Below are 19,112 nucleotides of genomic sequence, written 5' to 3' on the forward strand. Positions count from 1 at the left end.
CTGTATCTAAAAATATTAATTAAAGAATTATATTCCTATTACTTTGTATGATGAAGCTGGTCTGAGTATTAGCTGTCGTCTTTGATGACACGATTATTGAATACGCGATATTTTAACTGCCAGTGGTTTAAGATGAATCTGTTGGTATTTAGAGTTTTTTACGTATTTTTTAAACGTATCATCATTATTGTTTAACAATACGACAATAAAGGACAGTCATCTGTTTTTTGTTTAAAGCGTTAATTAATTATTTAATAGCTTCAAGCATTCAACGGATTCTACTGACAAAGTAGATGAGTCCATTTAGACTCATACATAAGGATATAATCATGTTAAAAAGAACTCTACTATCGTTGGCGCTAGCCATGAGCGTTTTACCGTTAGCCGCTTGTAATGACGATGACGATGATCTTTCAGTTGTTGTAGAAGCACCAACGCAAAATATTGCAGAAATTGCTGCTGAGAATAAAGATCTAAGCATTCTTAACGCCGCGTTAAAGGCCACTGGTCTCGACGAAATATTGATGTCCTCAGGCAGTGAATTTACCGTCTTTGCACCCACTGATGAAGCATTTTCTGAATTATTGGAAGACCTTGGTGTGACGTCAGAAGAATTATTGGCTAACAAAGAGCTACTAACGATGGTCTTAACCTATCATGTCATTCCTAATATGACTCTCAAAGCTGCTGATATTCCTTATGGCGATAGTATTGAGACAGTCAACGGTCAAGCGTTGTCTATTAGTGATGCCAATGTCATCATGGATGCAAGTGGCGATACCTCTGAAATCATTAAGACGGATGTATTGGCTACTAATGGTGTCATTCACCTCATCGATGACGTACTGTTACCTACTGATAAATCCATAGTCGATTTAGCCGTTGCCACAGAAGATCTCAGTATTCTCAAAGAAGCGGTGGTAGCAGCAGGACTGGCTGACGTGCTCGCCGATGAAGCCGCTGATCTTACCGTCTTTGCACCCAACAATACCGCTTTTGCTAAGTTGCTAGCTGAACTTGACATAAGTAAAGAGCAGCTCTTACAGGATAAGATGTTATTGACGAAAGTGCTCACTTATCATGTGATTGAAGACGATCGCCTCTTCGCCTCTGAAATTATGGCAGGCAGTCAAGAGATGCTTGAAGGCAGTAGCATTACGTTTAATGATAAAAAACAAATCATCGATGCAAGAGATCGTACTTCTAATATTTTGACGGCAAATATACAAGCGAACAATGGTGTTGTACACGTGATCGATACAGTGTTGCTACCTAAGTAAGCATCAATTCGAAATTAATCAGTTAAAATTATAGTTATTGGTATAGCAGCGGCAACACTATCACAACGGTTTGGTTGCTATCGTTTGCAACAGACAAGCTGTTCGCTGTTATATTCATTATTTGGGTTAAGTGATTTGTTGTACAAATAACTTAATAGATTATCATTCTATAAGGAAATAATTATGTTGAAGAAGAACTTACTATCTATCGCTGTCGTTACAGCTGCCATGTCATTAGCCGCTTGTAATGATAAAGAAGCAACTACTGATCCTGTTGAGCCTGAAGTCACTACTGAAGAAGTGGTTGTAGAACCAGTTGCTGAAGTTGAGCCTATGACTGAAGCTGATCCAATGACAGATACTACTGCGACGCAATCGATTGCTGAAATAGCAGCTGGCAACGAAAATCTAACTATTCTAACCGCTGCATTACAAGCCGCTGGCTTAGATACAATGATGATGGATGCTGGAACTTATACTGTATTTGCACCAACTGATGATGCATTTGCTCCTGTGTTAGAAAAGCTAGGCGTTACTAAAGAAGAGCTATTAGCAGATACAGATCTACTGAAAAAAGTACTTCCGTATCACGTAGTACCTAAGGTTGTTATGGCAGCTGATATCCCTTATGGGACTGACATAGAAACAGCCAATGGCAAAACAATTTCTATCAGCGATGCGAACGTTATCACTGATGCGACTGGTAACACGGCCAATATTACTAGTACAGATATCATGGCAACGAATGGTGTGGTCCACACTATCGATGCAGTATTGATGCCTGAGTAAGTTGTTTTTATAGTCCCTGCTCTATTTATGATTACTTAATTAGTTAAATAACGACATTGAAGAAGCCTAGCCATTGAGCTGGGCTTTTTTGCGTTTCGGGGCTACTCATATTTACCATACCATTGAAATAAGTCAGTTGCATGAAAACTGTTGAGTATGGTGGGGAGTGAGAAGAATAGACTCTCATGGGTTCGCATTAACGCAGCTTTAAAGATTAATACCGACTTATGCAAGACATTGACTGAAAATTTATGAATGCAAAAATTAGAAATAAAAAAGCCCGAAACGATTGTTTCGGGCTTTTGCTTGAGAGGTTCAAATAATGGCTACGTTAAATAATGTTACTTATGCTCTTTACGTAGTGGATCTGCTGCCATTCTTTGTTGCTCTTTTAGATGACGCTCTTCCCAATAAGGGGCGTTTTTGATGCCGAATTTTGCAGGATCAAAACTGTAGCGCTCAACACCTGCTTTACGCTGTGCTTCATAGTCTTTCAGCATCGTAAGTGTTGGACGAGCCACAATGAAGATGACCAAAATACCAACGATGTTTAACCAAGCCATAAGCCCAACACCAATATCACCGATAGCCCAAATGTAGCCAGCTGAGTTTAGGCCACCGTAGGCAACCATCACCATGATTAAGATTTTGACTAAGAATAGACCAGTCTTGTTGGCACCGCGACCGACAAAGCGAGTTAGATAAGCAACGTTCACTTCAGCGATGTAGTAGTAAGCCAAGATAGTGGTAAAAGCAAAGAAGAAGACAGCAATCGCGATAAAGGTGTTACCAAAACCACCATAAACAGATTCCATCGCCATTTGCGTAAATGCTGGTGCGTTGATTTCAGTGGTAGCGGCTACATTCTGTACGATAAATTGACCGTCTGGTAATGTCCCTTGGATGTTATAAGTACCCATTGTGAGGATCATGAAGGCAGTAGCAGAACAAACTAGCAATGTATCAACATATACTGAGAATGCCTGAACGAGACCTTGCTGTGATGGATGCTCAACTTCGGCAGCAGCAGCGGCATGAGGACCTGTACCTTGACCTGCTTCATTTGAGTAAATACCACGTTTTACACCCCAACCAATCGCTGCACCAAAACCCGCTTGAGCAGTGAAGGCATCGCTAACGATGAGACCGAATACTTGTGGAATCATATCAAAGTTAGTGAACATGATGATAAGGGCTAAAGCGATATAGCCTAATGCCATAAAAGGAACGGCATATTCGGTAAACGTTGCGATACGCTTGATACCACCAAAAATGATAATACCTAATACCACAAGGATAATGGCTAAGGCTACTAGACGCATTGAGCCAACTTCTAAGGCGCCAATGTTTATGACAGACCCTTCGCCCATTACCTGTGCGAAAGCATTGATAACGCCGTTTGCCTGTACACCTGGTAAAAACATACCACAAGCGAGGATAGATGAGATTGCAAAGAGGATGCCATACCATTTTTGGCCAAGTGCGCGCTCAAAATAGTAAGCTGGGCCACCGCGATATTCGCCAGTGACGACGTCTTTTTCTTTATAAATCTGTGCGAGTGTAGACTCAACATAAGCAGTAGATGCGCCTAAGAAGGCTACGACCCACATCCAAAATACGGCACCTGGGCCACCGAAGCCGATAGCCGCAGCTACCCCAGCGATGTTACCCATACCCACGCGTCCTGCGAGTGATACGGCAAGTGCCTGAAATGATGAAATACCTTGATCACTAGATTTACCAGTGAATAGTAACTTGATCATTTCACCGAACAGGCGCACTTGTACGAAGCGCGTCATAATGGAATAAAATAGGCCCGCGCCCAAACACAGGTAGATCAGTGCGGGGCTCCAGATAATTCCGTTTACTAAGTTAACTAAACCTTCCATATGTATATTCCTAGTACTGTCTCAAAGTGGCTCTGTATGCTAGGAGTAAGCTAACTGGTTAACTTACTTATTTAAGTTAAGCAGTTAAATTATCTACATTGACTCATGTATATCAGTTAAGTCTCATACGCGCTTAGCCACTAAGAATGGACTGTAGTTGTCTGTAATTATCCACTTGGCTTATCAGCATCGTTGCAAGGTTTTTGCTGTCTCAATTACTGCGGCATCCTATCATCACCTAATACATGAGATGAAGGTGCAGTAGACCAGTGGATAAAACAGGCGGTTATAATATTAAATACTTATCCTGCCGATAGCATTCAACTTGCTATGAGCAGTATCGATTCACTACACGGCTGGTGTGGCTGATTGAAATGATTGAGCAAGTATTTAATAATTGAATAATATTTTTACATAGAAATCAATGACTCGCTAATACTAATCAAACTATAAGTCCACTACCAAATGTATTCAAACCGTACGGCTACGTAACTGCAATTTGCCATATTTTTGTAGCAATTACTAGAATTTTCTTTGTACAGAAGCATATATATTCGTATTTAGTCAGGGAGATACAGCCATAAATAACGATAGAATATTGCATGTTTTGCCCTTTCTTAGATATCAAACCAATATATAAAGGCACATCGAATATGCACAAATAGAATGGTTATTCGTTGCGAATCTATCAGTACTCTATGCTGGATAAGCTATGCGCTAAAAGTAATACTAGTGGTGCGATGATATTTGCAATATGAATTTTGCTAATAGCAGGGGATAAAGGGGAGTAATGGTAATGGAATAGCAGTGTGGTTTTGCGGTTGTGTTTTGGTAACGGTCAATTGTAAAAACGTTGAGATAGCGCCATCATTGTCAAGATATCCTATTATCTGTGATACGAGATCATAGAGCGGAAGATGATTGCTATCGTACTCATTAACTGCTGTTTTTATATTCGATGCCCATGTATTTCCATGTACATGTATATTGCTTCAATATAAACAGACATACATTTGCATGACCTCATATATCAGCTTCAAAATACAAGCATTCAAAAAATTATTAAAAAGTGTCACTGACTATTTGTTATTTACCATTATTAGGAGAAACAATGATGACGCGTCAATCAATTGTAAAACCCATATTGCTGGCAGCCGTGTTAGCGACTTCTACCGTTGGTCTAAGCGGTTGTGGTTACAATAACCTGCAAGCGCAAGATGAGCAGGTTACTGCATCGTGGTCAGAAGTGGTTAACCAATATCAACGCCGCGCTGATTTGGTGCCAAACTTAGTCAAAGTCGTGCAGCAGTATGCTGAGCAAGAACAAGAAGTGTTTACTCAAGTCGCCGAAGCGCGCTCTCGCGCTGGCAGCATTACTGTGACGCCAGAGGTACTCAATGATCCAGAAGCGATGGAGCGTTATGCGGCCGCACAGGAACAGATGACAGGTGCATTGTCACGTTTGATGGCTGTCTCTGAACGTTATCCTGAGCTAAAGTCAGATGCCTTGTTCCAAGACTTACAAGCCCAGCTCGAAGGCACTGAAAACCGTATTGCCGTCGCTCGTAACCGTTATATTCAAGAAGTGCAAAGCTATAATACGACGGTGCGCCAGTTCCCAACCAACATTACAGCAAAAGTATTTGGTATGGATGCCAAACCAAACTTTAGCGTGGCGAATGAAGAGGCTATTTCAACTGCACCAAGTGTTGATTTCGGTGATGATAAGTCAGCGGCAGCTGAGTAACGGTGATTGAATAGAGACAGAAATAGAGTAGGGTTTACCGCTCTGTTTGTTTAGATCTTTATCGTTTAGCTTAGTTAGCTACTGGTTTACTTAGCCATATTTTTAAAGGTATTGATGGATATGACTGCCTATAAACTTAATACCAAATCCAAAAAGTACGATTAGCTATGTCAAATTTGGTTTCTTTGCTACGCTAATTTTTGTGAATGGTATCACGTAGATTCACTCAGTACAGATGTCACTTGAGGTGGTATAGATTAGATGAACAATTCAAAAGCAATCTTATCAGTATTACTATTCACACTCAGCGTCAGTAGTGCGTCTGTGTTGTATGCTGCGCCCAATGAAGCAGTTGATAGCACATCAGGCATGCAAAGTCGTAGTGTTGAGGATTTGGTAGCGATTGCCAAAGCGGGCGAGTCTAATGAAGCGATCAATGATGCCATTTTAGGCAATGAGGCGATTAATCCTAATGCGGCTAATAATGAAGCCACAGTTGGGTCAACAGCAGAGAATCGCTCTCCTGTACAGTCAAATGCGCCCAGTGTTGATGCCGATAAACTCATATTAAATAATCCTGTCATTGATCAGGCTAATATTCTAAATCCACAAGAAAAACAGCGTTTAGAGGCGCAGCTTAGAAGTATTTATCAGCAAGGTCTTGCCCAAGCAGCAGTGGTTATCGTTCCTACGACCAATGGCGTTCCTATATTTGACTATGCTCTACAAGTAGCTGAGAAGTGGCAGTTGGGCAATAAAGACATTGATGATGGCTTACTCATGGTAATCGCCGTCAATGACCGTGATATGTACATTTTGACAGGTTATGGACTAGAGGGTGTGTTGCCAGATGCCGCGGTCAGTCGTATTATTCGTGAAGATATCACACCGTTATTTAAGCAAAATAACTATGGTGCTGGAATAATAGCTGGCGTTGATGCACTCAAAACGAGGCTGACTGCTGATCCTGAAGTATTGGCTCGTGCTGATGCGCAAGCTGAGGAGCGTAGTGCGCAACAAGGTTCAGACGAGCTACCATCGCCCATATTTTTATTCATTATGGCAATGATATTTGGAAGCTTTATCACTAGTATTTTTGGTCGTGTATTTGGTTCTGTTATTACTGCTGGTGGCTTTTTTGCGGGATCTTTAGCTTTAGGCGGTGGTTTTTTTATGACCGTGATCATGGCTATATTCTTATGGCTATTTTTGATTTCACGCGGTGGCGGCGGTGGTAAAGGTGGATCTGGCGGTGGTCGTAGAGGCGGCGGCATGATATTCCTGCCTGGTATGGGCGGTGGCGGTGGATCTAGCGGTGGTGGTTTCGGAGGTGGCGGCTTTGGTGGGGGCGGCGGCGGTTTTGGCGGTGGTGGTGCTGGTGGCTCGTGGTAGACGCTTGGTGGATGCTTAAGTAAGAACGGATACTAAACGACCGTCAGCAATGACGTATTTGAGGAAATAGTAAAATGTCAGAAAACAACGCGTCAAATCCCAGTTTTGCCCGCTGGTGGCGTCAAGTCTTATTTATCCCTATATTGCATAGTAAGTGGTTAACAGCAGCAGCCAAAGCGCGTCTAACAGATGAGGTTACACGCGCAGAGCGAGGGCATCGCGGTGAGGTTTTTTTGATTGTAGAAAACCATCTACCTATTCAAGAGGCCTATTATACTGGCTGTCGCGAACGTGCAATTGAGCTGTTTAGCGAATATCGCGTGTGGGATACTGAAGAGAATACGGGCGTCTTGGTATATGTCAATATTTGCGAGCATCAGTTAGAGATTGTAGCTGATCGTGGTATCAGTGCTCATGTCAGCCCCACCGTTTGGCGCGCTATGTGTGACAAGGCTGTGTCAGGTATTGCCAATCAAAAAACCGAAGAAAGCCTTGCTGAATTGTTAGATGAAGTTGGGCAAGTGCTGCGTCAGTATTATCATCTGGAGCAGGATCCAGCGGGTAATGAGTTGTCTGATACTGTGGTGTTTTTGAAGTAACGTTGATCAGGGAACTTGATGGCTTGTTATTTTGTTCGCATCGTGTTCTTTTATAGGGTTTTGGCATGAATTACAATATAATAGCGCCTCTAGAAAGAGAGGGCGACCGATATTTTGCTCAAGCGTATATACAGGCTTTGCATTTATAAAGGCACTTCTCGAAAGCACTCTACTACAAAAAGCCGTCACTGGAACCCTATGATTGATTTAATAAAGAAACTACCAAAAGCTGAGCTGCATTTACATATTGAAGGCTCACTAGAACCTGAGCTGATGTTTAGATTGGCTAAAAAGAACCAGATAGAGATCCCCTATAAAGACATAGAAGATGTACGCAATGCCTACAACTTTACCAACCTGCAAACTTTTTTAGATATTTATTATGCAGGTGCAAATGTCCTTATCACAAAAGATGATTTCTATGATTTAACGTGGGAATACATACTTAAGTGTGTTGAAGATAATGTCATCCACACGGAGATATTTTTTGACCCGCAGACGCATACCGAACGAGGCGTATCTTTCGAAGCAGTAATCACAGGCATCAAAGAAGCGCTCGCAGATGCCAAAGAAAAGTATGGCATCACCTCTTGTATCATCATGTGTTTCTTAAGACATTTATCACAAGAAGCCGCGTTTGAGACCTTAGAGCAAGCACTGGCATTCAAAGATGACATCATCGGTGTTGGTCTTGATTCGTCAGAGCTAGGCAATCCGCCATCGAAATTTAAAGAAGTTTTCAAAAAAGCTAAAGAAGCAGGGTTCAAGCTGGTTGCTCATGCTGGTGAAGAGGCTGATTTTTCGTATATTTATGAAGCATTGGACTTATTAAATATCCATAGAATTGATCATGGTGTGCAATCGATAACAAGCCCAGAGTTGATGCAACGACTTAAAGATGAGCAAATGCCGCTGACCGTTTGTCCAAACTCAAACATCGAACTAAAAGTCTTTGATAATTACAAAGAACACAATATCAAAGAGCTGCTAGATTATGGTCTAAATATCACCGTAAACTCTGATGATCCAGCCTATTTCAAAGGTTACATGAATCAGAACTTTATAAATATATGCGAAAACTTACCGCTAACAGAAGATGATGTTGTTACTTTGGTAAAAAACTCCTTTAATGCCTCATTTATTAGTGATGAGTTAAAAAAAGAGTATTTAGCAAAGGTAGATCTGGCTCTACAATAAGCAATGACCGAAAAGATTTTTATTCGTTAAGGCTTAACGGTTGATGTCAATCGTTAAGCCTTTTCTCTTTTACACGGTATGCTTTTTAGGTTCAAGCGACTACAGCGCAGTGATTTTCTGGATTAATAACGGCATAATCACACCAGCTTTTTCCGCTAAGGTAATATTCACAATAGTATTCGGCGTTGGATTGGGATTTATCTCAATAATTTTGGCACCATTTTGCTTCGCTAACTGTGCGAGTCCAGCGGCAGGATAGACGAGACTAGATGTACCAATACTGATAAACACCTCGCAATTCGCCGCCGCATCTTCTGCTGTTTGCCATGCGTGTACTGGTAATGCTTCGCCAAACCAAACGATATCTGGTCTGATATAACTGTCGCAATGTGGACAGGTCATCAGTGTGTCATCAAAATTAATTGTATCCTTACTATGATACGAACCTCTCGATTGATCTTGGTAGGCTGTCTTGCATTGACTACAGCGGTTGCGCCACAGATTACCATGCAGATGAGTCACCGTACTGCCAGCTTGCTCATGTAAATCATCGACATTTTGAGTGATCAGCGTCAATGATTGATGAGATGACTGAGTATGGTATTGCCACTGCGCTAAGGCAGTATGTGCAGGATTCGGTGTTTTATCTGCGACCAATTGCCTGCGCCATTGATACCATGACCATACTAGCTTTGGATCACGAGTGAAAGCCTCGGGTGTGGCCAAGTCTTCCACAGCATAGTTTTCCCACAAGCCCGTTTGATTATCTCGGAAAGTCGGAATGCCGCTTTCTGCTGAAATCCCTGCACCCGTTAAGATGCAAATATGCTGTCTGGTTGTCAATAATTTAGCAGCAAGTTCTACTTCTGCTATTAACGCTGGTGATAATTCTGCTAACATGAGCCAACCCTTGCTAATAATGGATATCTCTTCTAATGATAGATGGAACTTGGTGGCTTGTCATATTGTTTGCCGTTATTGCTGCCTTATGGTTGTTGGCAAAGTCACGCGGCGTAAAAGTGGGTGAGACAATTCATAATAAATCGTCTAAAAGCTCGAAAAAGCTTATTAATGACGACCTACAAAAAACCTCCGCGCTGATTAAACAGTATTTCCCTGGTTATCGAGTCACACGCAAGACGAATCATTTATTGCTCAGTAAACAAGACAAAAAAATTGCCATGATTACGATGGATAAGAAAATTGCCTCAGGTCAGCGCCTGTTGGGTAACGTACCCGTGATTAATTATCATCGTGTACCTAGCCGTGCCCAGCTAGCGGCTAACTTGCAGGAGGCAGAGTAGGCGAGTGCTATAAGCAAAATATCTATCATATAAGAAAAGTGTCTTTCAATAGACGAGCACGCACGGCGAAATCCGCAAATATTGTTAAGCGCAGAGTTGATGGGTATTCAATATTTAGGGTAATACTAGGGAAGGCTGAAAAAAATATTATCAACACGATTATTGGTGCGCTCGGCGGGAATCGAACCCACGACCCTCGGCTTCGGAGACCGATACTCTATCCAACTGAGCTACGAGCGCATAACAACAACAGCGTACGGTATTATCAACATCATGCCTAAACGAGCGTTATGAGCAGTAAAGATGTCGAAAAATAAAGACCGCTTAGTCTAACAAATAAAAGTCATAAAGCCAATGAATGAAGGCAGTGATTGATGTTTTTTAAGAAAAAACAGGATAGTCATTAAACAGGCATGGCAATTTACCTGCCTTTTCCCTTATAATGTTAGGGAGAATTCATATTTATAATCACCGATTACAAGTGTGCTGGTACGCGGGATGGCTGTTTGCTATTGATAACTGTTTGGTTGTCAAAGGAGGACAAGCAGAATGTCTGAGCCGTATAAGCCTTTGTATATGTAATAAGAGAACGTGACGAATGAGAAAAGTAGTTATGTTATCGGCAGCTGCCATTCTAGGAATCGCTAGTATCGCGGTGAGCCAAGCTGAAAGTGTTGTAGACACTCCTGTAACTGTCTCTGATGTAGCAAAAGCGCAGAAAGTCGTAGCAAATGCGCCAGAGCAGTTGGGTAATGACACCCAAGCTGCTGCAGAAACTGCTGCTGCCGCACCTGCGGTTGATAAAGAGCCTATTCCGCAAGATACGCCGCAAGTGCAAAAGCTGATTGCTTTGTATCCTAACTTAATTGCTCGTATTCAGCCAGTTGGTAAAGTGTGCTTTGAAGACGATGAAGTTTGTGATGTGACAGCACGCGCCGCTGGCCCAGCAGCGGGTGATGGTCCTCGTGAGGGCAAGGCAGTATACAATGCCGTATGTCATACTTGTCATGCTGCAGGTCTACTTGGCTCACCGATCTTAGGGGACGCTGGTGCATGGGGCCCACGTATCTCTAAAGGTAAAGAAACGTTATATACTCATGCTATCAATGGTTTTAACGCCATGCCTGCTAAAGGTGGTGCTGATATCCCTGATGAAGAAGTTCAAAATGCTGTTGATTATATGGTTGGTGAAGCAAGCTAATTTATATTGAAAATCTGGCTAAGCCTTTAACGATATATATCAATGGAGCGCCTATTTCATTAAATGAGATAGGCGCTTTTTTAATGATGAGTATTATCAATACGGTACTTCTAAGGCATAGCAGTTGAAATTCACCGACACTAGCCTCACTTTATGACATTACACCATCTCTTCTGTCTATTCATATTCTAAAAAACGTTTTTACATAAATTTATAACCAATAAAGAGGTTGTCATGTCTGAGGTACCAGCACTTGCTATCCAGAATTTATCCAAAACCTATAGCAATGGGTTTTCGGCACTCAAAGATGTCAGTTTAACCGTCCCACAAGGGGGTTTTTTTGCGTTACTGGGGCCAAATGGTGCTGGTAAATCAACCATGATCGGTATTATTAGCTCGTTGTTTAAACCAACAACTGGCAGCGTAAAGATCTTTGGCACAGACTTACTAGAGAACCCGTCTGTCGCTAAACAGTATCTTGGTATCGTCCCACAAGAGTTTAATTTTAATATGTTCGAAAAAGTCGAAGATATTTTAATTACACAGGCAGGTTACTTTGGTATTCCTGCCAAAGAAGCACGCCCACGGGCAAAACGATTATTAATGGCGCTAGGTCTGTGGGACAAACGCAATAGCAAGTCACGTGAGCTATCAGGTGGTATGAAGCGCCGTTTAATGATCGCGCGAGCATTAATTCATAAGCCAAAGCTATTGATTCTCGATGAGCCAACCGCTGGGGTAGATATTGAGTTACGCCGCTCTATGTGGGAGTTTATGCAGCAGATCAATATCGAAGAAAACACCACGATTATTCTGACCACCCATTATCTTGAAGAAGCAGAGCAGCTGTGTAAACGCATTGCGATATTGGATCACGGTGAGATTCGCATCAATACAGAAATGAAAGATTTATTGGCACAGTTGTCAGTAGAGACGTTTGTCTTTGATTTAGAGACGCCGCTCAATGAGCAATTGGCTCTGACTGGAGTGACAGATATCTCACAGCCAGATGAGCAGACGCTAGAAGTCACCTTGACAGAAGGCGAGTCATTAAATGGTGTATTTGATCAGTTATCCGATAAAGGCATCAAAGTAGGCAGTATGCGTAATAAAGCCAACCGTTTAGAAGAGTTGTTTATGCGCTTGGTCGACAAAAATATCCAAAGTACAGACAGCATGAAGGAGGCGGGATTGTGAGTCAAGAAATGATAGATCCTAATAAAACAATGTCATGGAATAAAAAGTGGATCGCTTTTCGCACCATTTTGTTAAAAGAAGTTCGCCGAATTTTGCGTATTTGGCCACAGACCTTGCTGCCACCAGTCATTACGATGAGTCTTTATTTTGTCATCTTTGGTAAGATGATTGGCTCGCGTGTGGGTGAAATGGGCGGCGTGCCATATATGCAGTTTATCGTGCCTGGCCTCATTATGATGTCGATTATTACCAACAGTTACTCCAATGTGGTATCGAGCTTTTTTAGCGCCAAATTCACGTCCAGTATCGAAGAGCTTTTGGTTTCACCAGTATCCAAACATGCGATTTTGATGGGCTATATTAGTGGTGGTATCTTTCGTGGACTGGCCATTGGTATCATCGTCTCAATAGTCGCGCTATTTTTTACCGACTTGGGTATTGAGCATTTATTTGTGACGGTATTTACGGTACTGGGTACATCTATCTTGTTTTCACTTGGCGGCTTTATTAATGCTGTCTTTGCTCGCTCATTTGATGATATCTCTATCATTCCAAGTTTTGTGCTTACGCCATTGACTTATCTAGGCGGGGTATTTTATTCGATGGAAAACTTGTCACCATTTTGGCAAAATATCTCGCTATTAAATCCTATCGTTTATATGGTGAACTCGTTCCGTTACGGTATTCTGGGTTATTCTGATGTGAATGTTTGGTATTCGATGGCGGCTATTTTTGTCTTCTGTGCAATATTCTATACCATCGCCTACCGCTTACTAAGTAATGGTTCGCGCGTACGTTTGTAGATTAGTTTGTAAAATGTAGCTTGTCACCTTATTATGAGAGTCCAACATTGTTGGGCTTTTTTTATGTAAAGATCATGGCAAAAAATACTGGGGTAGTGGTCTGCATGCATTGGGGTTGGCAAGTGTGACCCCAATGCATGCCGCGCCGCGAGCAGCAATGGCAGGTTTTTTTTGTTTGAAATTATTAATAGAAAATAGCATTTTTTCATACAATACTACAATAATGTTAGCTTTACCTTTAGTTTGCCAGCTGTGTTTGTCTATCGTCAGTCCTACATAAAATATGTGCAAATATTGCAAAGTACCACGGAGACAGTTTTCCTTCCTTTTCTTTAGCGCAATTTGGTATCGTTCTTTTTCGAATAGGTGCGTATCGGTTGTGGCAATTTCTTGGTGGTGAAAGAACAGGCTAGTCTTATCATGTCTTTTTTCAAATGGAATAGCACTTATTATGTGAATTCAAAGGGTTAATAAGGGGAAAGATAAGACTATTAATTGCGAATGTCCCTCATTAACACTATAATTCTCATCTTTAAGACAAAAGGTGGCTTAAGTCTGCCTTAGCAATTGAGATACAAGATGACCCAATCCGTCAGCGAACAAATCATTCGACAACAACGTCGCATAGAGTCAAAACGCCGAGTGGTGTTATTGGCGCTGGCGGCAGCGTGTTTATTGGGTCTGGTGCTTGATGTGATGACAGGGCCTTCCATGCTACCGATGGGGGAGGTTGTTAGAACATTACTACAGCTCAGCGGTGTGGATGATACCTCGCATACCATTGTTTATGATCTGCGGTTGCCTATTGCGTTTATGGCTTTTCTAGTGGGGGCGTCGCTCGGTGCCGGTGGTGCTGAGATGCAGACATTACTTAATAACCCGATGGCAAGCCCTTATACGCTAGGGCTTGCAGCGGCAGCAGGGTTTGGAGCGTCACTGGTCATTGCGTTTGGTAGTTTCGGCATGCCACTGCAATATGCCGTGCCTATTGGGGCATTTTCGATGACGATGCTCGCCTCTGCGGTGCTGTTTTTGTTTGCATCATTGCGACAGTTTGGCGCTTCTACGCTGATATTAGTAGGCATTGCGCTGTTATTTATTTTTCAGTCACTATTGTCGTTGGTACAATTTACTGCATCATCTGAGGTCTCGCAGCAGATTTTGTTTTGGTTATTTGGTAGTTTAACCAAATCCACTTGGACCAATGTGGTGGTGGTCGCCGTCGTGAGTAGTATTTGTATTACCCTACTGATGCGAGACAATTGGAAATTAACCGCGCTAAGACTGGGTGAAGAGAGAGCCTCGGCACTTGGTGTCAATATTACGCGTTTACGCATCAAAACCTTGATTTTAGTGGCGATGATGACGGCAACAGCGATTAGCTTTGTCGGGGTGATTGGCTTTATTGGTTTGGTGGCACCGCACGTTGCAAGGCTGCTCGTTGGCGAAGACCAACGTTATTTTTTACCCGCGACCATGCTCGCTGGCGCGGCGTTTTTATCATTCTCATCGGTATTATCGAAAGTGATTATCCCAGGAGCATTATTTCCGGTTGGGATTGTCACGTCGTTTGTGGGTGTGCCGTTTTTATTCTGGATTATTTGGACTAAGCGATGAAAAACTGGATTTGCGGGATAGCGGCAGTAGGTATGATGTTAACGACGTTAACTGCCCAAGCAGAAGTTAAAACCATTAACGATGTGCTAGGACGCGACGTAAAAGTCGATGTACCTGCCAAGCGCGTCGTATTGGGATTCTATTATCCTGATTATATTGCGGCGACAGGGGCAGAAAACTTTGGGCAAGTGGTGGGTATTTCTCGAGAGTTTTGGGAAAAATTCAACCCTGGTAGCTGGGAGTTGTATAATCAAAAATTGCCTAATTTGCAAAGCATTGGTGATATTGGCAATATCGATAGGGGCACGTTCTCGTTTGAAAAAACCTTGGCAATGAAACCTGATGTGGTGATACTGGCAAAGCAGCAATACGATACGCTAAAAGCCGAAATACCTCGTTTTGAAGCGGCTAACATCCCAGTGGTGGTAGTTGATTACAACGATCAAACAGTGAAAAATCATGTCAAAAGCACCGAAATTTTTGGGCAACTGACGGGCAGCGAGCAACGTGCCAGCCAAGTGGCGCAAGAATATGCTGATGGTATCGCGGACATCCAGAAGCGGGTACAAGCGGCACAAAGTCCTAAGCCTAAAATCTACATCGAATTTGGTGATAAAGGACCAAAAGAGCATAGCTTTACCTTTGGTAAAAATATGTGGGGTGCGATTGCCGATATTGTAGGCGGTGATAACATCAGTAAACCCTTTATCGAAGACTGGGGCGTCATTAACCCTGAGCAAGTTTTGGTGAGTAAACCTGACGTTATTATGATCTCAGGCACCGAAGTGGGCATGAAACAGCCTAATGCGATGGCAATGGGCATTGATATCAGTGCCGATGAAGCCCAGCGCCGTCTAAAAGGCTTTACTACCCGCAATGGTTGGGAAAATCTGCCCGCAGTGAAGAATAACCGTGTATATGGCATTTATCACACGACTTCTCGCTCGTTGTCTGATTTGGCAGCCGCACAATTTATGGCAAAAGCGTTATACCCTAAAGCATTTGCCGATGTCGACCCTGAAAAAACCTACATGAATTTTCACGAAAAATACTTGCCAGTCAAGCCAAACGGTACGTTTTTTATCCAGCTAGGCTGTGGAGAAATTGTTTGTGATGACAGTGCTAAAGACGATGCTAAAGACCAAGCCAATAACAATGCAGACTCATCGACAGCTGTGACTCAAGCCGATCCTGCTGCCAATACGTCTGAAAATGTGTCGTGGTTTACTAAGCTCATGAATTGGTTCAGCGGTTTGTTTGCTTAAGTAGAGACAAGCCCTAGTTTTTGACAATTTGATAGAAGAAGTCACTATGCTCAAGCTTGACCGTTTAACCATCCAATATGGCTCGCACACCGTGGCTCACGCCATGGATACCCAGTTTGAATCAGGCAACATTTATACCATTTTGGGAGCGAATGGAGCAGGTAAGTCAAGTTTGCTTAAGGCGATTTTTGGCGAGTTGGCATTTTCTGGCACTATCGTCTATCAGGGCGCTACGCAGAGCAAAGCCAATCTTAATGCATGGCGAAAACCCATTGCTTATATGCCGCAAGATAGTCACACTGACGCCGAGCTGACTACCCTCGAAGTAGTACTGCTCGGGCGCATGGATGCCTTGAGCCGCCATATCAGTGATGAGTTATTAACAGAAGCCGTTGAACTATTGGCAGAGTTAAATATTTCCCATTTGGCACATCGCTCTATCCGATCATTGAGTGGTGGCCAGCGGCAACTGGCGATGTTTGCCCAAGCCTTACTGCGCCGTCCCAAGATTTTATTGCTTGATGAACCCGTCTCAGCACTGGACATGGCCCATCAAATCAATCTATTGGACAAAGTGAGCCATTACACCAAGCAGCACCAGTTGATTTGTATCATGGTCTTGCATGATCTGAGCCTAGCCGCACAATTTTCGGATGAAGTTTTACTGTTAGCTGATGGTCACATTCACGCCCAAGGTACACCAAGCGCTGTATTACAATCCGAGATTTTACGCCAAGTGTATCACGTGGATATTGAGATTCTGACGAGTCATCAAGGCTTACCTGTGATTCATCCGTATAAAAAGCGAAAAACTATAGTTTAACGGTTTTTTTGTCAGGCACGCTGCTGACAATCCCTGCCAAAATGACCGCCACAATACCAAGAATCTCTACCCAGCCAATGTGTTCACCTGCAAAAATGACCCCATAAGCCGCCGCAAACACGACCGTTAAATAGGACAATGCCGCGACCGTGAATTTTTGCCCCACGTGATAGGCATGCGTCATCGCCAATTGAGCGAGCAATCCTGTCACACCAATGCCGATGATGTAAGGCAAACTTGCGCTCGTGAAAGCGTTCCAACCAAACCATGTTGCGGCTATGGCTGAGACAATGGTCGCCACTGCCGAAAAGTAAAACACAATCCGCCACGCAGGTTCACCCATCAAGGATAGCTCTCGCACTTGCAGCAGCGCAAAAGCCGTAAAAATACCGCCGCTTAAGGTAATTAAAGTCTCCAATAATCTATCGGAGGCGAAGGCAGGTTTTAGCATCAGACAAATACCCGCCAATCCTATCAGCAGCGCGACCCACGTTTTGAGTGACGGTTTGTCTTTTAGCCAAAAAATAGATAGCAAGGCAATAAAAACGACAGAGGTATAGTTCAGCGTCACAGACGTTGCTAGTGGTAAATGACCCAAGCCATAAAATGCCAGTAACAATGCCGTCGTGCCTGCGAGACTACGCTGCATATGACCCCAAAAAAATGGTGTTTTAAGGGTTTTTTTTCGCGCAAGTGTGGTGCCAAAAATGACTAGGGCAGGCAACAAGGAGCGCCAAAAGGCCAATTCATATTCATTCATGTGTAAGTGAGTGGCGACATTTTTGACCAAGATACTCATCATGGCAAACAAGAAGGCTGCAATAACCATCCAGCCTGAGCCTAAAGGGATTCTTTTTATCATAGGTAGTGTTAAGCAAAAAGAGGCAATTGTAACATTCTAAGCAGTAGCTTTTTGGCTAATTTAGGGAACGAATGATTATAATATTTGAAGGTGATTTGACGATATGGCTTACGTTTTAATGATGCCAAAGTAGACCTTGATGGTAAGTAGTAAATTATTCCTGTAAGGTAGTCCCTTACTGTAAAATAGCGTGTTTTCGTTTTATTATATTTAAGCATGAAAGGTAAGTAACTTATGAGTATTCACGGTATCTTGGGTGAGCAAACCACTGACTATCCAACTGAGTATAGTCCAGAAACCTTGTATCCTATTGCCCGCAGTATGGGGCGTGATGTCATTGGCTGGCAAGACGATAAGTTAATGGTTGGCATCGATTGGTGGCAGGCATTTGAGATGTCTTGGTTGAATCCACAAGGACTATCACAAGTTGCTATCGCACGTTTTGGCATTCCGGCCAGCTCGCCATTTATCGTTGAGTCAAAGTCACTTAAGCTCTATCTAAACAGTATCAACTTTACTGAATTCGCTAGTTGGGCAGAGGTGCAAACGCTGATTGCTAAAGACTTATCAGCATGCGTACAAGCAGACGTACAAGTTGAGTTGTTTGGCTTAAATGACGACCTGCATGATAAGGCATCAGGGTTATTGGTGGCTCAACCTAAGGGTATTTGTATCGATGACGCGCTTGCCAATAGTAGTGAAAAAGTCGCATTGTGCGAACATCCTGACGCGTCGTTATTGAATGATGACCAAACGGGTGCTCATTCAGGAGTCGATAGCGCTCAGCCCTATACTTTTTATTCTAATTTGCTACGTAGTAATTGTCCGGTGACCAATCAGCCAGATTGGGGTACATTAGCAGTTTCGATTACCAGTAATAAAACAGTCGATGAGGCTGGAATGCTGCGTTATATCTTAAGTTTTCGTCAGCACAATGGTTTTCATGAGCAGTGTGTGGAGCAAATATTTGCTGATTTGAGTCAACACTATGAGCCAAGTGAGTTGCTAGTACGCGCTTGGTATACGCGCCGTGGCGGTATCGATATCAACCCTTGTCGCGTCAGTGATATCCGCTTAATGCCGCAGCCAAGCCGCTTGATTCGCCAGTAGATATCGCTCAAATAGATAGCTAATAAAAAAGCGCCTA

The 19,112-nt window shown here is 42.7% G+C and carries 17 protein-coding genes and 1 tRNA gene; 14 read left to right on the forward strand and 4 right to left on the reverse strand.

Annotated elements, in window-relative coordinates; all coding sequences use genetic code 11:
* The first annotated feature begins 329 nt into the window (after positions 1-329).
* Both JFC10_RS12670 and JFC10_RS12675 read left to right on the forward strand, forming a co-directional pair.
* On the forward strand, positions 330-1,280 hold the full coding sequence (locus tag JFC10_RS12670; RefSeq protein WP_198333166.1) for a fasciclin domain-containing protein: 951 nt from the start codon (positions 330-332) through the stop codon (positions 1,278-1,280).
* A gap of 183 nt (positions 1,281-1,463) precedes the next feature.
* Positions 1,464-2,069, forward strand: a complete 606-nt coding sequence (locus tag JFC10_RS12675; RefSeq protein ID WP_198333167.1) for a fasciclin domain-containing protein — start codon at positions 1,464-1,466, stop codon at positions 2,067-2,069.
* Positions 2,070-2,410: 341 nt separating this feature from the next.
* Here JFC10_RS12675 and JFC10_RS12680 read toward each other — a convergent pair whose 3' ends face one another.
* The gene (locus JFC10_RS12680; RefSeq protein ID WP_198333169.1) at positions 2,411-3,958 is read right to left on the reverse strand and encodes an alanine/glycine:cation symporter family protein; all 1,548 of its coding nucleotides are present in this window, start codon (positions 3,956-3,958) and stop codon (positions 2,411-2,413) included.
* 1,114 nt (positions 3,959-5,072) lie between these two features.
* Here JFC10_RS12680 and JFC10_RS12685 point away from each other — a divergent pair.
* The 4 genes from JFC10_RS12685 to JFC10_RS12700 all read left to right on the forward strand — a co-directional run bounded on the left by JFC10_RS12685 (position 5,073) and on the right by JFC10_RS12700 (position 8,893).
* Positions 5,073-5,705, forward strand: a complete 633-nt coding sequence (locus tag JFC10_RS12685) for a LemA family protein (RefSeq protein ID WP_193013316.1) — start codon at positions 5,073-5,075, stop codon at positions 5,703-5,705.
* A gap of 261 nt (positions 5,706-5,966) precedes the next feature.
* Positions 5,967-7,097, forward strand: a complete 1,131-nt coding sequence (locus JFC10_RS12690; RefSeq protein WP_198333171.1) for a TPM domain-containing protein — start codon at positions 5,967-5,969, stop codon at positions 7,095-7,097.
* 74 nt (positions 7,098-7,171) lie between these two features.
* Positions 7,172-7,696, forward strand: coding sequence for a TPM domain-containing protein (locus tag JFC10_RS12695; RefSeq protein ID WP_198333172.1), 525 nt, complete (start codon positions 7,172-7,174; stop codon positions 7,694-7,696).
* 198 nt (positions 7,697-7,894) lie between these two features.
* Entirely contained in the window at positions 7,895-8,893 is a 999-nt protein-coding gene (locus JFC10_RS12700) for an adenosine deaminase (protein ID WP_193013296.1), read from the forward strand.
* Positions 8,894-8,992: 99 nt separating this feature from the next.
* Here JFC10_RS12700 and JFC10_RS12705 read toward each other — a convergent pair whose 3' ends face one another.
* On the reverse strand, positions 8,993-9,793 hold the full coding sequence (locus tag JFC10_RS12705; RefSeq protein WP_198333173.1) for an NAD-dependent deacylase: 801 nt from the start codon (positions 9,791-9,793) through the stop codon (positions 8,993-8,995).
* A gap of 35 nt (positions 9,794-9,828) precedes the next feature.
* On the opposite strand from JFC10_RS12705, the gene JFC10_RS12710 reads away from it, so the two are divergent.
* Positions 9,829-10,197, forward strand: a complete 369-nt coding sequence (locus JFC10_RS12710) for a hypothetical protein (RefSeq protein WP_198333174.1) — start codon at positions 9,829-9,831, stop codon at positions 10,195-10,197.
* Positions 10,198-10,360: 163 nt separating this feature from the next.
* Here JFC10_RS12710 and JFC10_RS12715 read toward each other — a convergent pair.
* Positions 10,361-10,437: transfer RNA gene (locus JFC10_RS12715), tRNA-Arg, on the reverse strand.
* Between the two features lie 358 nt (positions 10,438-10,795).
* Between JFC10_RS12715 and JFC10_RS12720 the strand changes: the two genes are divergently transcribed.
* The 6 genes from JFC10_RS12720 (at position 10,796) to JFC10_RS12745 (ending at position 17,103) form a co-directional block, all read left to right on the forward strand.
* A complete protein-coding gene (locus JFC10_RS12720; protein ID WP_193013293.1) occupies positions 10,796-11,398 on the forward strand; it encodes a c-type cytochrome in 603 nt (200 codons plus the stop codon).
* A gap of 234 nt (positions 11,399-11,632) precedes the next feature.
* Entirely contained in the window at positions 11,633-12,595 is a 963-nt protein-coding gene (locus tag JFC10_RS12725; RefSeq protein ID WP_193013292.1) for an ABC transporter ATP-binding protein, read from the forward strand.
* A gap of 29 nt (positions 12,596-12,624) precedes the next feature.
* The gene (locus tag JFC10_RS12730; RefSeq protein ID WP_193013315.1) at positions 12,625-13,398 is read left to right on the forward strand and encodes an ABC transporter permease; all 774 of its coding nucleotides are present in this window, start codon (positions 12,625-12,627) and stop codon (positions 13,396-13,398) included.
* A 579-nt stretch (positions 13,399-13,977) separates the two neighbouring features.
* A complete protein-coding gene (locus tag JFC10_RS12735; protein WP_198333175.1) occupies positions 13,978-15,015 on the forward strand; it encodes a FecCD family ABC transporter permease in 1,038 nt (345 codons plus the stop codon).
* Positions 15,012-16,280 carry an ABC transporter substrate-binding protein gene (locus JFC10_RS12740; protein ID WP_198333177.1) on the forward strand — a complete coding sequence of 423 codons (1,269 nt, stop codon included), beginning with the start codon at positions 15,012-15,014 and terminating at the stop codon, positions 16,278-16,280. The genes JFC10_RS12735 and JFC10_RS12740 overlap by 4 nt, the downstream gene beginning before the upstream one ends.
* A 46-nt stretch (positions 16,281-16,326) precedes the next feature.
* Positions 16,327-17,103, forward strand: coding sequence for an ABC transporter ATP-binding protein (locus JFC10_RS12745; protein WP_198333178.1), 777 nt, complete (start codon positions 16,327-16,329; stop codon positions 17,101-17,103).
* On the opposite strand, the gene JFC10_RS12750 is transcribed toward JFC10_RS12745, so the two are convergent.
* Entirely contained in the window at positions 17,093-17,965 is an 873-nt protein-coding gene (locus JFC10_RS12750) for a DMT family transporter (protein WP_198333180.1), read from the reverse strand. The two genes, JFC10_RS12745 and JFC10_RS12750, sit on opposite strands and share 11 nt — an antisense overlap.
* A gap of 234 nt (positions 17,966-18,199) precedes the next feature.
* Here JFC10_RS12750 and queF point away from each other — a divergent pair, with 234 nt between their 5' ends.
* Positions 18,200-19,075 (forward strand): NADPH-dependent 7-cyano-7-deazaguanine reductase QueF, encoded by an 876-nt coding sequence (gene queF / locus JFC10_RS12755; RefSeq protein ID WP_198333186.1) that lies wholly within the window; start codon positions 18,200-18,202, stop codon positions 19,073-19,075.
* Positions 19,076-19,112 lie beyond the last annotated feature (37 nt).

The sequence above is a fragment of the Psychrobacter aquimaris genome (assembly GCF_016107525.1).
GTDB classification, from domain to species: Bacteria; Pseudomonadota; Gammaproteobacteria; order Pseudomonadales; family Moraxellaceae; genus Psychrobacter; species Psychrobacter aquimaris.